The sequence below is a fragment of the Chitinophaga sp. CF418 genome, assembly GCF_900142925.1.
GTDB lineage: Bacteria > Bacteroidota > Bacteroidia > Chitinophagales > Chitinophagaceae > Chitinophaga.
Genome location: NZ_FRCN01000001.1, coordinates 837,951 through 851,484, shown reverse-complemented (window position 1 = coordinate 851,484; position 13,534 = coordinate 837,951). Strand labels below are relative to the sequence as shown.

At 43.8% G+C, this 13,534-nt stretch carries 13 protein-coding genes; 9 read left to right on the top strand and 4 right to left on the bottom strand.

Annotated features, from left to right (window positions below):
• Positions 1-3: 3 nt before the first annotated feature.
• The 3 genes from F3I09_RS03525 (at position 4) to F3I09_RS03515 (ending at position 1,517) form a co-directional block, all read left to right on the top strand.
• Positions 4-543: a TetR/AcrR family transcriptional regulator gene (locus tag F3I09_RS03525; RefSeq protein WP_149693648.1), complete on the top strand. Its 540-nt coding sequence runs from the start codon at positions 4-6 to the stop codon at positions 541-543.
• A 12-nt stretch (positions 544-555) separates the two neighbouring features.
• Positions 556-966, top strand: a complete 411-nt coding sequence (locus F3I09_RS03520; RefSeq protein ID WP_149693647.1) for a nuclear transport factor 2 family protein — start codon at positions 556-558, stop codon at positions 964-966.
• Between the two features lie 137 nt (positions 967-1,103).
• Positions 1,104-1,517, top strand: coding sequence for an OsmC family protein (locus F3I09_RS03515; protein WP_149693646.1), 414 nt, complete (start codon positions 1,104-1,106; stop codon positions 1,515-1,517).
• A 69-nt stretch (positions 1,518-1,586) separates the two neighbouring features.
• Here F3I09_RS03515 and F3I09_RS03510 read toward each other — a convergent pair whose 3' ends face one another.
• Positions 1,587-2,237 (bottom strand): DUF6304 family protein, encoded by a 651-nt coding sequence (locus F3I09_RS03510; RefSeq protein ID WP_149693645.1) that lies wholly within the window; start codon positions 2,235-2,237, stop codon positions 1,587-1,589.
• 167 nt (positions 2,238-2,404) lie between these two features.
• On the opposite strand from F3I09_RS03510, the gene F3I09_RS03505 reads away from it, so the two are divergent.
• The 3 genes from F3I09_RS03505 (at position 2,405) to F3I09_RS03495 (ending at position 5,144) form a co-directional block, all read left to right on the top strand.
• The gene (locus tag F3I09_RS03505) at positions 2,405-3,145 is read left to right on the top strand and encodes an SDR family oxidoreductase (RefSeq protein WP_149693644.1); all 741 of its coding nucleotides are present in this window, start codon (positions 2,405-2,407) and stop codon (positions 3,143-3,145) included.
• A gap of 68 nt (positions 3,146-3,213) precedes the next feature.
• Positions 3,214-4,131, top strand: coding sequence for an AraC family transcriptional regulator (locus F3I09_RS03500; RefSeq protein WP_149693643.1), 918 nt, complete (start codon positions 3,214-3,216; stop codon positions 4,129-4,131).
• Positions 4,132-4,697: 566 nt separating this feature from the next.
• Positions 4,698-5,144 (top strand): hypothetical protein, encoded by a 447-nt coding sequence (locus F3I09_RS03495; protein ID WP_149693642.1) that lies wholly within the window; start codon positions 4,698-4,700, stop codon positions 5,142-5,144.
• A 61-nt stretch (positions 5,145-5,205) separates the two neighbouring features.
• Here F3I09_RS03495 and F3I09_RS03490 read toward each other — a convergent pair whose 3' ends face one another.
• The 3 genes from F3I09_RS03490 to F3I09_RS03480 all read right to left on the bottom strand — a co-directional run bounded on the left by F3I09_RS03490 (position 5,206) and on the right by F3I09_RS03480 (position 7,411).
• A complete protein-coding gene (locus F3I09_RS03490) occupies positions 5,206-5,757 on the bottom strand; it encodes a hypothetical protein (RefSeq protein ID WP_149693641.1) in 552 nt (183 codons plus the stop codon).
• 100 nt (positions 5,758-5,857) lie between these two features.
• Positions 5,858-6,487, bottom strand: coding sequence for a hypothetical protein (locus F3I09_RS03485; RefSeq protein WP_149693640.1), 630 nt, complete (start codon positions 6,485-6,487; stop codon positions 5,858-5,860).
• Between the two features lie 78 nt (positions 6,488-6,565).
• Positions 6,566-7,411 carry a family 16 glycosylhydrolase gene (locus F3I09_RS03480; RefSeq protein WP_149693639.1) on the bottom strand — a complete coding sequence of 282 codons (846 nt, stop codon included), beginning with the start codon at positions 7,409-7,411 and terminating at the stop codon, positions 6,566-6,568.
• A gap of 380 nt (positions 7,412-7,791) precedes the next feature.
• Between F3I09_RS03480 and F3I09_RS03475 the strand changes: the two genes are divergently transcribed.
• The 3 genes from F3I09_RS03475 (at position 7,792) to F3I09_RS33965 (ending at position 13,223) form a co-directional block, all read left to right on the top strand.
• Complete coding sequence (locus F3I09_RS03475) at positions 7,792-8,799, top strand: hypothetical protein (RefSeq protein ID WP_149693638.1); 1,008 nt, start codon at positions 7,792-7,794, stop codon at positions 8,797-8,799.
• An 8-nt stretch (positions 8,800-8,807) separates the two neighbouring features.
• Complete coding sequence (locus F3I09_RS03470) at positions 8,808-9,584, top strand: alpha/beta fold hydrolase (RefSeq protein WP_149693637.1); 777 nt, start codon at positions 8,808-8,810, stop codon at positions 9,582-9,584.
• A gap of 441 nt (positions 9,585-10,025) precedes the next feature.
• On the top strand, positions 10,026-13,223 hold the full coding sequence (locus F3I09_RS33965) for a sigma 54-interacting transcriptional regulator (protein WP_223233118.1): 3,198 nt from the start codon (positions 10,026-10,028) through the stop codon (positions 13,221-13,223).
• Positions 13,224-13,534: the final 311 nt, after the last annotated feature.

Here is a 13,534-nt window from a genome sequence, read left to right as displayed (position 1 = left end):
GTCATGAGTAAAGAATCACTACACCCACGCGAGCGGATACTAGCAACCGCTTATGAGCTTTTTCTGAAGCAGGGATATAACTCAACTGGTATAAACCAGATTATTGAAGAAGCGGATGTGGCCAAGGCCAGCTTTTACCAGCATTTCAAATCGAAGGAGGATCTGTGTGTAGGAGTACTGGAGAAGCGTCATGATTATATAGAGGAACAGATGCAGGCGCTGACGGCACAAAAGAGGAGTGCTAAAATGAAGGTGCTCGCTTCTTTTGATCTGATCTCGCTGCTGAATGAAAAAGAGGATTTCCGGGGCTGCGCTTTCCTGAATATTCTTTCAGAAATTCCTGTGGATAATACGAAGGTGAGGAATGTTATTCACGCTCATAAGAGCAATGTAAGGCAGTCTTTTAAGGACTTGCTGGAAAATGCAGACCTGGCCGACCATATTTACCTCTTATATGAAGGCGCCTTTGTGGAAAGCCAGTTATACCGGGATCAGTGGCCGGTGAACAGGGCAAGAAAAATAGTCAATTCATTAATCAATTAATACATAAAGATCATGGAAAAGAGATATCCGTTACCACCGTTTACGCTGGAAACAGCCATAGAAAAAGTGCAATTGGCAGAAGATGCATGGAATTCACAGGACCCTGAAAGGGTATCACTGGCCTATACAGTTGATACAGAATGGAGGAACCGTTCCACATTCCTGAATGGCAGGGCTGAAGCGAAGAAATTCCTGGAAGAGAAATGGAAGAGGGAGTTGAACTATAAACTAAAGAAAGAGTTATGGGCTTTTACTGACAACAGGATCGCGGTAAGGTTTGAATATGAGTACCAGGACAAGGACGGCCAATGGTTTAGGGCTTATGGCAATGAGAACTGGGAATTTGACGAGAACGGTCTGATGCAGCGCAGATTCGCCAGTATTAATGACCTGCCTATACAGGAATCGGAGAGGAGATTATAGCCAAAATGGGGGCAGGGGTAAAAAGTACAAGAATAGTGGCAAAATGTGCATTGATTACCCTTGGCGGCCGGCTTAATTTTGTGTCATCAGTTAATGATCAACAAACAAGCCAAATCACTCTTAAAACATTCAATACTATGAAACGTACAGCATCCGCCATCTGGAATGGCACTATCAAAGAAGGTAATGGTAATATCTCTACTCAGAGCACTGTTCTGAACAAAACGCAATACTCTTTTAACAGCCGTTTTGCAGAAGGTGTAGGTACCAATCCGGAAGAATTGATAGCAGCCGCACACGCGGGTTGTTTCAACATGAAACTCACCCTCGATCTGGAAGCGGCAGGTTTTAAAGCAGATACACTGGAAACAACATCCACAGTTACGCTGGACAATGGTACCATCACCCGTTCTGATCTGGTGCTGAAAGCAAAAGTGCCGGGTATTACCAATGAGAAATTCCAGGAAGTGGCTGCAGGTGCAAAAGCAGGTTGCCCGGTAAGCAGGGCCTTAAATCTGGAGATTTCCCTGCAGGCTGAGCTGGTAGCTTAATAGGTTCAACAATCAATATATATCTACATCTAAATCCTCGCCGGTCGACCGGTGAGGATTTGCATTTTATTAGCCTCTGTATCCTGTTCCTTTGATACGGGGAGTAAAATCTTCACATAGATAGGTTTCCTGCACTATCCTGTCGAAATCATCCATCATATCCATGTACTCATCCTTGTCTTTCACCTTTACATATTTATCTTTTGCGTTCCTGAAACATAACATAGTGCCAAAAATATCATTACCGTATACGCTATAGTCGGAATACAGGCATGTATAACAGGTTTTTATGTCGATATTCTCTGGTAGCTTTTCTCTTAATATTTCAAATACGCCTTCAAATTGTGATAGCTTCCCTATCTGAATAGTTTCCTCTTCAAGCTCGAAGCTGAAATGAAAATAAGGCGCATTGTAGTCGAGTCGGGTCGCAGCTTCTTTGTACTCTACCTGAGTCAAAAGAACCCCTGGTATTTGTATCCCTTCTTTCCAGGTGGATATGGGAATACGGCAGGATAATGTATAGTCGGTCAACTGGCCAAGTTCGCCCAGGGTAAAGCGACCGGGTAATGCAAGTGTTGTTTCTGGTTGAAAATAAATAAAGGTATCTCCGGAGAAAACAATGCCGTCCAGTTCAATGCTTAAGGTTACTGAATCGTTGTTAATAGTCGTCTGGATAGAGCCATGTTTGTCGGTGTAGACAGCGGGGATTTCCGAATGCATAGGAGTTGATTTGGAGTTGTAAAGGTAGGGCTTCAGCGTTGATTTTTTCATAACCTCGTCCCCCCCGATATTCTCACAAATACATTCCGGCTACAACATTTACAGTTTTGGCTACAACTTCCTTTCCTTTTCCATGGACTTTTGCTGTATAAAATATGATGTACATTATGAAATACGAAATTAAAGGAAAGGTGGTGGCTATTACCGGTGCAAGTAGCGGAATCGGCAGAGCTATAGCACTGATGCTGGCAGGAGAGGGCGCAAAGGTAGTGCTGGGCGCCCGCCGGGCTGACCACCTGGAAGAACTGGTTGCCGGTATAATAGCAAGCGGTGGCGAGGCAGCTTATATAGTTACTGACGTGAAGCGTCGGGACGACCTGGCCCGTCTTGTGAAATTAGCCCGTGACCGCTTTGGCAGGCTGGATGTGATGATCAATAATGCCGGGATGAGCCAGTTATCCCGTATAGACGAACTGGATATTGATGGCTGGGAGGAAATGATCGATGTGAACCTGAAAGGAGTATTATATGGTATTGCAGCTGCGCTGCCGGCTTTCCGTGAGCAGGGTGCAGGGCATATCATCAATATTATTTCCACTTCCGGTATTAAGATCGTTCCACTGCAGGGTGTTTATGCCGGTACAAAGAACGCAGTGCGTACTATCAGCGAGGCATTACGCCAGGAGTCTGACGGCTGGCTGCGTGTAACTGGTATCTCCCCAGGGGTCGTACAGACGGAATTTGTAAACAATCTGAAGAATGAACGGATGAAAACTGCTATTCTCGAAAAGATGGATACCCTCGGCATTTCTCCTGACGCCATTGCCAGCGCGGTTGCATATGCCATCGGACAGCCTGCGAATGTGGATGTGGGTGACATTGTTATCCGTCCTGCGGCCCAGGATTAATTACCTAACTTTATACAGGCGCTGGGATGGCGCCTGTATAGGTTTCATACCTATTAACTGGTTTGCACATGAAAAAGGCTTCATCTGAACTACATATATTCAACAGCATATCTGAGTTAATGCGACAGCTGGGGCACCCCGCTCCGCTACACCCGCTTGTAGCATTGATAAACTATAGTAATGCCAAAGTCGCCTTTGCAGATGTGGGGGAGAAATATTCCCTCAACTTCTACAAGATATCATTTAAGACCAGTTTTCGCGGTCAGGTGAAATATGGCCAGAGTTACTACGATTTTGAAGAGGGCGGTCTTGCCTTTTTAGCGCCCAATCAAATCGTTACCGTGTCTGGCGAAGAGAGCAGCTATGAAGGGTATGCCCTTTTCTTCCATCCCGACCTGATCAGGAATTATACCCTTGGCAACCGCATCCAGCAATACGGGTTCTTTTCCTATGCAGTGTCTGAGGCTCTGTTCCTGTCTGACAAGGAAAAGAAGGTCATTGCTTCTTTGTTTGACACCATTTCAAACGAACTTGATAACAACATTGATCATTTTAGTCAGGATGTGCTGGTATCCCAGATAGAACTGCTTCTGAACTATAGCAACCGTTATTACAACAGGCAATTCATCACCCGTAGAACTGTTTACAATGATCTGATCAGCAAGATGGAGGTGTACTTGTCTGATCGTCTTGATACCCATAAATCACCTTTAACCGGCATCCCATCAGTCCGGGAACTGGCAGATCACCTGAACGTTTCTCCGAGATATTTAACCGATATGCTGAAGTCTCTCACCGGCCTGAGTGCCCAACAGCAGATCCATCATCATATCATTGAAAAAGCGAAACATATTTTGAGTCATACCAGCCTGAGTATCGCGGAGATTGCGTATGAACTGGGCTTTGAGCATCCGCAATCGTTCAACAAGTTGTTCAGGCAGAAGATGAATATGACACCCCTGGAATTCAGACAGTCTTTCGTCTGAATGGATGTTGTTGTATAGCAGTTATCGCACTGTATTTAGCCTTAATGGCAATATCGAGGTCATCTGTGGTGCATGTTTCCAGTATGTGTCCAGCATATGGCTTGCATATGATCAGGATCTTCCTCCGTTCTTCCTCCGTTCTTCCTCCGTTCTTCCTCCGTTCTTCCTCCGTTTTTAAACGGAGGAAGAACGGAGGAAGAACGGAGGAAGATGCAAGTCATATGCAAGTTTGATGCAGGCCGTAAATAACCGGTCTGGCAGCTATAGCTGTGTTGCCCCTGAGGGTTTGAACTGAGTCATTGGGAGAAACGAGCCGGGGCTGCACAGACAGGTGTAAACTGATCTTATCCCCCTTTTTTCAATGACGTCTGATGGAAACATACCCGTTCACGGGAGTGGCATTTAGCTGTTCCTGGTGTCTTACATATTAATTGAAAATCAATAGATATTTGGTTATAGCTACCATGTATTTTTCGTAACTTAGGCTACTGACTTCTCCTGATAACTGCCAGCATCGACATACCTGGGACACTGCAAAAATTGTTTTTCATTAAAACGCAGCTTTTATGAAAATCAGATCCTTTTTTACCGGAGGTTTGCTGGTACTGATTCTGTACACCAACTGTAGCAAAGACAAAAGACCTACTGCAAATTTGAATGAAACAGAACGTAAACTGGTGGGATACTGGTCTACAAAAACAATAACAGTTGAGCACACTGGGCAACCTACTGTGGTCATGAATAATTTTTCAGATTGCTACCATATAATATTCAAAGATCAGCCTTATCCTAACATTAATACAGGGATTTATGCTGATGCAAAATGGTCGGAAGACTGGAAAGACTGTTCAAAGGCTGCGAATGCCTGGAAGGTTGGTAGTGATGGTAAATTGCTTCTGGCGTCCAACGATACGGTTTATGCGGATATATTGATCCTGGAGAAGGATACTTTGGCATTCAGATTCAATAGTAGCTGGATACCTGGCGAGGTTCTAACTTTTGAATTCAGGTAAAGGAATCAGAGATGCTCATTCTCTCCACATGAATGCTGAAGCATTCATTGTGGTATATCTATTACCTCATATAACGTACTTCCAGCTTTTTATATGTGCCTTTTAATTTCAACCATTCTGTTGGTGTTTCCGGTCCCATAATGGATTTGGCTGTAGTGTCGCTACGATTGTTAAAGCCCCTCATTTCATAGTTCAGATATATGCCGTCGCGGAATTCAACGAAAATGTATTCATCGTATTTTCTATTGTACACTTTGAACGCAAATTTCCCATCATCGCCGACCTTCGCTAAGGTGTCTGTTACGGTATACCCGCCGTGGTAGTATTTAACAGCCTTTAATATTTTAAGGTTCCCGACAGAAGAATTGGAGGATTTATGTATCCTTCCCTCTAAATAAAAACAGTTGTCTATAGTTTTACAATGCTCGTCTTCGATTCCTGGTACGAGTTCGCATTGAGCAAACCCAATTGAAACATATCTCCCATATTTTTCATTGAATTTTACTCTTGAGATAGAGCCCTCATACGAGCAGGAATTACATCTTTTTTCTTTTCCTGGAAAACTGAAGGAGGAAAGGAAATATAGTATTACGATCAGTATACTGTTTTTCATGCTTGTATTGTATTTGATTGGTTATAGACCCACTGTCGTGAGATTCTCGGAACCTGCAGTATATAGCAGTGAGTAGCGGTTGTCTCAAAAAGTGTTCCCATCATTTATTGTTTCGGATCTCCGTACCCATCTCCTTTAACAATCCCTCTACACCTTCCCCTAAATTCTTTTTACCGGCTAATTCACTTATATGATCATAAATAACCAACTTGTCTTTACTATCAAACCTGCAATATTTCAGGTTCATCAATACTCTGTAACAGCTTCTCCAATCATTTGTACGTGTAAGCATTTCGAGCAATTGTAAAAGATATAAATCTTTTTTCTCTGTGTTTATAAGCACAAGATTACATTGTATCTGATTCCTTAAGATATCTGAAGTTCTCTTATGAGATAATGAAGCAAGATCTTGTTCATAAGTAGCTGGGAGCAGTTCTTTGGAACAATGTTTAAAGTAGTCCAGCGCCGCCAGCTTAACGACATAATGTTGCCTGGTAAAGAGGTAATTGTAATAACGGTCTCTTAGCTCTTTATCATTGATGTTCAACCAGCCTGCGAGATCAATCAGGTCGGATAGGTACAAATGATCCCTGACAGTGGTAGCTGTCATAATAAACTGCCGGTAATATTCAAAATGATCATCTTTGAAGTCATACTCATTAATGAAGTCACTTCTGACATCGTAACTTTTATGTTCAAAAAGTGATTTGACTTCCGCTAATGTTTTCATAGATATTTTTGGTAAGCTGCTGAATGTGCAAACATACTATTTTTACAAATGTAGTAAACACCACAGGTCTCCCCCTCCTTAATACTCCCTGGTCCTGCCTATATAAATGTTCCTCGCATTCAGATAGGTATCTGTGGTAGGGCCGGGACTACCGCTGGAACCCTCCATCTGCATGTTAATGATCACATACAACGGCTTTCCTACGAAGTTCGCATTATGTACCGCTTTCCATACACCGTCAATGTAGTAATGAATATCAACATTAGTGGCGCTTACTTTCGTGATCCACGCGCGGTAAGTATGCCAGCTGCCGGGAGAAGATACAGTTGTAAGTGTGCTGGATACATCGGAGGATGTTCTGAATGTATTCTGCCAGTTTGTAGCGTCGCCTTTAAATTCCATAATATCACTTTCCGGCGGCCAGCTGTTAACGCCTGTCAGCCAGAAGGCAGGCCAGGAGCCTTTGACAGTAGGTACCTGGAAATCGCATTTTACTTCCCAGTTCGGGAACTGGTCATTGACTTCTACATGTAGTTTCGTGTTGACAGCGCCGGAATGGTACCGGATGGGCAGGTGCGGATCGCTGCTGCTGTTGCCTTCATCCCAGGTGATACGCGTCGCTTTTATAGTGAGCACACCATTATTCAGATAGATATGATTATGATCTGTGGAACTTCCGTACATACGGGCCGTACCATTGTGATCTGAGCCCCATGGATACAGATAGTTCCAGGCCGCTTCAAATGCGGAGTAGCTCGCAAAAGTGGAATTGTCGATCACCGTTTCCCAGGTAGCTGCTGCTGCTACAGCCTGTTGTTGTGCTACCAGCGAAAGACGGGGTGATTGTTCGGGAGTTGTCTGTTTCCGGCAGGCAAACAATGTCGGGGCCGTTATTATAAATACAAATGCAATTAGCGTTTTCATAATGTGAAGTTTAAAAATGTGTGAAATCATGTGGGTTAATATTGGGAGATAAACCTGTGGTCATAGTTATTTAATAGAAATATAAGACACTCCTGCCTTAAAAAAGCCATTAAAGTAAACCTTCCGCGTCGCAGCTCTATTTGACCCGAAATATAGCATATCCGTTCGCTATTTCGCGAAATAAAGCGTGAGGTTTTTTTTAGTTGTTTTTACAAATGATTGATAATTATGTAATTGTATGCTGGCCTGCCACTTGTAATATAAAAGCCCCGAAACCACTTACTGATGTTTTGACGAACCGGAAAAGGAGTTAAAGCAAATAAGGGGGTAAAAGCATTTGAGGATTCAACAGAACATGTTTATAACTAAATATAACAGATATGTACCTGAAAAATAATGAACCTGCTGCCGGTTCCATGCTGGCAGCACTGGCCGGCAGCATTCAGGATTTCAATCAATCGGTGGATGTATACATCAATCATATCGGGGAATATGAGGTCTTTAATCCTTTTCTCAGCGGCTTTCAGGCAGCTGCCCCGAAGATTAACAAACCAATTCCTTCCCAGTTCTGGGAAAGGCTTGGAATACGCCATTTAATATTAGATACATTCTTCAGCAGACTGGCTATGCCAGATGGCTGGCAGGTAGGACACGATGAAAGCAATGATGAAGCCGCCAGCTGGAACAATATAAAAAGTGATGCAATGGTAGAAGAGCTCAAAACGCTTTTCAGCAGTAGCTCGATTGTTCAATTCGCTGACTGGGCTGGTGTGGATGGCGCATCCGAATATTGGGACGGGATATTTTCTGATGTGATAAGGCCGCTTGATAAACGGGATTTTCAGTTTGTTTTTCGACTGGGAGATATCAGTAAAAGATTCGTCTTTGAAGTAGACGAAATCCTTGACATCATGGGGGCGTATTCATCTTATGGGAAGGTTACGTTGGTGCTTGATCATACGGAGGCCGACAAATTATGGAGCAAACTGAATGGCATTGCATATGATGTAACTGTTCACGGTGCCAGGTTGCAGGAAGCAAGAGAAAGACATTTGTTCATTTTTAATACAATGAAGATAGACTCCCTCATCGTTCTCTACGCCAACCGCACGATACTATTTTCCAGGGAGCAGCAGTCCCAGTTCGCAGGGAGATCATTCGAAAATATTTATATGCCGGGATATGGAAGGGATTGTTTCGATGCCGGTTATCGAATGGGGTTATTACTTCAGCTGCATACATCTTACTGCATTGCCTTAGGGCAGGCAGTATCAGGAGCATTTGGCAGGAGTGAATCCTGGCCCCGCTCAGAGGTATTACTCACTTATATAAAAGACTGGATGACAGAAATGTCTCCTGATCATTATTCGTACTCTCTAATTAAATAATAAATTTTATGTCGATTATTAAACAATTCATGTCAGCCGCGTTGATCGGTGGTATTACATTTTTTTCGTTGTTACAGCCCGCACAGTCACAAACAGTATCAAAAGGAACTAAAAATGTGGTATTGGTTCACGGGGCTTTTGCCGATGGTTCCAGCTGGTCAAAAGTGATTGCTATACTTCATGCCAAAGGATTTAACGTGATATCTGTACAAAACCCGCTTACTTCAATAGAAGAGGATGCCGCCGCAACCAAAAGGGCTATTGCCCAACTGGATGGTCCGGTTCTCTTAGTGGGACATTCTTATGGTGGTATGGTGATCTCCGAAGCAGGGAAGGATCCTAAGGTAGCAGGACTGCTCTATGTTTGTGCGTTGATCCCTGATGAAAACCAGGCGGTAGTTGACGTACTGAAGCCATATCCTCCTGCACCCGGCGGCGCGGAATTTCAACAGGATGCTTCAGGATTCCTGACACTATCACTCAAAGGGATCAATGAGCATTTTGCACAGGACCTGGAAGCGGAGGAGAGAAAGATCGTTTTTGCCACACAGGGGCCGTGGGCAGCAAAAGCAACAACAGATAAAGTGTCTGGCCCAGCCTGGAAGACTAAACCCTCATGGTTCATTATTGGCCAGGAAGACCATATGGTTATTCCCGAATTGGCGCGGGCGGAAGCAAAAATGATAAAGGCAACTACGCTTGAACTGAAATCCAGTCACGTTCCTATGTTGTCTCAGCCAGACAAGGTGGCTGCATTCATCATCCGCGCTGCGGGACAATTATAGGCCTGCGTTCGTAGCTATGCAATTCAGAAATATCAATGGCAGCAAATCCGGGTGTTTGAATTCCCCGGATTTGCTGCATGTTTCATATAACATCTAAAGTGATCTCCTTGCAGGTATAACAGGACATCAATTCTTTTAGCTGTTAAAATATTGTAAATGCAAACTGTTCAGTAGAGTTATTCCCTGACCGCAAAAGACGCATTGTTTGTTGCGGAAGGCCCCTGAAATCATTGACTGCCGCATATTCTTATGTAGCAGAAAAAAATAACATATTGAATATGATAATGGAAGTTAGTTGTCTCGCAATATTTTGATTTTCAACTTAAAATGAGTAAATTTTAAGAGTGGCAAAATATCAGGCAGAATTTGTCCAGATATCATTTTTCAATTGTCATGTATATAAAGCAGCTGAACCCAATTATCAATCTGTTAATATATAGCATGAAAAATATGAAGAGCACAATGGCGAATGGAAAACCGGAAATGGGGAGTGGGGAAGACCGTATCACTGTGTTAGACCAGCGGGTAAAGTTGCTGGAAAATGAGCGCAGGATACTCCTGGAGTTGGGAGATGACATCACGAAGGTTCGGGAGAAGAATGATCTGATCATTTTATTTTCGTCCAGACTGAAGGAAATGTTCCCTTTTACCCATTCCATTGTTAGTCTGATAGACCATGAAGCACGGGTCTATACACCTTTTCTGCTCGATCCTACTTCTTCTCCCATTAAAACCCACCCTGTTTACTCTTCGCTGGTGACGGGACATTTTCCGCTGGACGAGCCGTTTATCCAGCAGGTGCTGAAAAACGACGAGCCTAGTGCTTTTATATTGGAAGATATCATGGATGTTCCGGGAAGCCCTCCTTTCTTAAGGGTTAATTATGAAGGTGGCGTAAGGGAGATCTTAATGACCCCTCTTAAAAGCAAGGACCAGGTAATCGGTTTTCTGCATATGTATGTTGTAAATGTCAATGGCTTTACTGACGAATTTAAAAGCATCATAAAGGGCATTGCCCCGCAGATCTCAGGTGCTGTGCTTAATATCATAAAGAATGAGGAGATAAAGCGTGAAGAGATGCTTAACGAGGTGCTGTTGTCCTTGAGTAATGAAATGGTGAAGGTCAGGAACCGCCGGGATATGCTGAATGTGATCAACTCCGGTCTCCGGGAAGTCATTGGTTTTTCCCATAGTATGATGACGGTGATGGATGAATCAGAGGAGAACTATAAAGCTTACCTCGCCGATGCAGAAGCTACTGTGCGGGAGTTGTCGGATTTTGGAGATGCGCTTGACATGCCGACGCCTGTCGAAGACGGTATATACGATATAGCCTCCCTTTACTACAAGCCCCTGGTCATTGATATGGCGTCTTTCGACATAGATGAGGCGCCGCTGTGGTTTAAGATACATTATGAAACGGGTGCCCGGGAAATGATCGTGAAGATACTGGGCGACAACGGTTCGTCCAAGTATAGTCTGATGTTGTTCGCTGACAAGGTGGGCACCTTTGGGAAAGAGGCAGTAAGTATCATTCAGCGTATATCCGGCCAGGTCTTTACTGCGATCAGTAATATATCGGCCAATGAGGAGATATTGAAAAGAGAGAATGAAAAATCATTCCTGCTTGATTTCAGTAGCGATATAGCTGGTGTAAGAAGTAAGGAAGACCTCGCGGAAGTGCTGCGTAGGTGTCTCAGAAAATTAAAGCCTCAGCTGGGCTATGTTATCCGTAAGCTTAATGATGACCGGTCTACAATGACCGCTTATATTTTTGACGCCCTTAATATTCCGGATGATGATGAAGAACTGCAGGAAATAAGCTCTGCAAGGTTCCCTATTGAGGATGGGCTGCAAAACAGAGTGCTCAATAGTGAAATACCCCTTCTCTTCAGTGTAAATATGGAGGTCAACCGGGAGAATACACCCAGATACGTGCAATTCTGGAAAAGGATGGGGCTCAAAACGATGGTGGGCACACCTTTGCGTACGGGAGATACGAAACTTGGTATTTTATGGCTGGGTATCGAAGACATTAATATGCCCCTGCTACAGGGCATATGTGCACAGACCTCGGTTGCCATGTCCAATATCATGGCAAATGAGGAATTATTACGAAAGGAAAGGGAGCAGTCTTTCCTGGTTGAATTCAGTCATAACATCGCCTCCGTACGTACAAAAGATGAGTTGAGAGTGACGATTTCCGAAGTGCTGCAGAAAGTGTTGAAGGTAAAGCTGGCTATGATCCGTATCATAGAGGATGATGGGGTTACACTCAGCCCTTATATATATGATGAAAGTATGTTTGAAAAGGTAAGCGAGACTTTCAAAATGCTGGCATCCCAAAATATTGACGTAAATGAGCCACTTACTGCGAGAGTGCTGGAAAGCGGAACGGTTGTCTTTAATGTTGAAGAAGAGTTGCGACTGGGCAATCCGGGTAAATATATCAAGCTCTGGAATGACGTGGGGGCAAAGAATGCCTTCGGTGCGCTGTTGCGTGTAGGTAATGTAAATGTGGGAACTTTCTGGTTGCTGATGGATGAGATCAATCTAACCATTATCAAGGGGATCTGTGCACAGGTATCTATCGCCATCTCGAATATCCGGGCCAATGAAAAAATCCTTGCTTATAAGCAGAAGCTGGAAATGGAGAATGATTATCTGAGAGAGCAGATCAAAACGATCTACAATTTTTCGGAGATCGTGGGCAGTGGCGCCGAGATGCAGAAGGTTTACCGTTTGATATCACAGGTGGCGGAATCCGGCTCAACGGTACTCTTACTGGGTGAAACAGGTACTGGGAAGGAATTGATTGCGCGGGCGCTTCATAATGCGTCCCCCCGCAAGAGCAAATTAATGGTGAAAGTGAACTGCGCTGCTTTACCAGCCCATCTGATAGAAAGCGAACTTTTCGGTCATGAAAAAGGCGCTTTTACCGGCGCCATAGACAAAAGGATCGGCAAGTTCGAGCTGGCAAACAACAGCACGTTGTTTCTGGATGAAATAGGAGAAATGCCATTGGAGCTGCAGGTTAAATTATTACGTGTATTGCAGGAACGGGAACTGGAGAGGATAGGGGGCAAATCCACTATTAAGGTGGACGTGCGGGTTATTGCAGCTACTAACCGTAACCTGGAAGAGGAAGTGCAGGCGGGCCGCTTCAGATCCGATCTTTATTACAGGCTGAATGTGTTTCCCATCAGTCTGCCTCCATTAAGAGAACGGCCGGAAGATATTGAGCCGCTGGCCAATTTCTTTCTCGCCAGGTTCAGTAAGAATGCCGGTAAGAAAGTGAGCCGCATATCTCCCCAGGTATTGCAGGAATTAAGAAGTTATGAATGGCCGGGTAATGTCAGGGAGCTTGAGCACCTGATAGAAAGAAGCGTCCTCTTATGCGAAGGGCATACGTTAACAGAGATCCACCTGCCCCGGCATGAAGAAAAAGACAGGCAGATAACAGGATTCTATAACGTTACGCTGGAACAGATCGAGCGTGCTCATATCATTGGTGTGCTGAAGAGATGCAGCGGCAAGATTTCGGGCGCTGGAGGCGCAGCAGAAATCCTGGAGGTGCCGGGTACCACACTTCATTCCAAGATGAAGAAACTGGGTATCTCAAAAGCAGATTATTTTTAAAATAGGCTATTTAATAAGTAAAAAAGGCTGGAACATATACTGTTCCGGCCTTTTTTATTTTATACGGATGATACGCTCACGGTATTTAGTGAAAGCCGGTAACAATTCTCTTAATAAAGTGAAAGGAAAGATGCTGTTTTCCTTGTAGTGAATTGATTTTTAATTGATTAAGTGGTTGGCATCCGGCTTGTAAAATAATAAGCGAAAGTCAATGAACGCTTAAAAGTATTCCCCGCCAAACCAGCAAAGAAAGGGAAGCCGGGAATAACGGAGAAGGCTAAACAAAATTTTTTAACTCCAGCCTGAATACA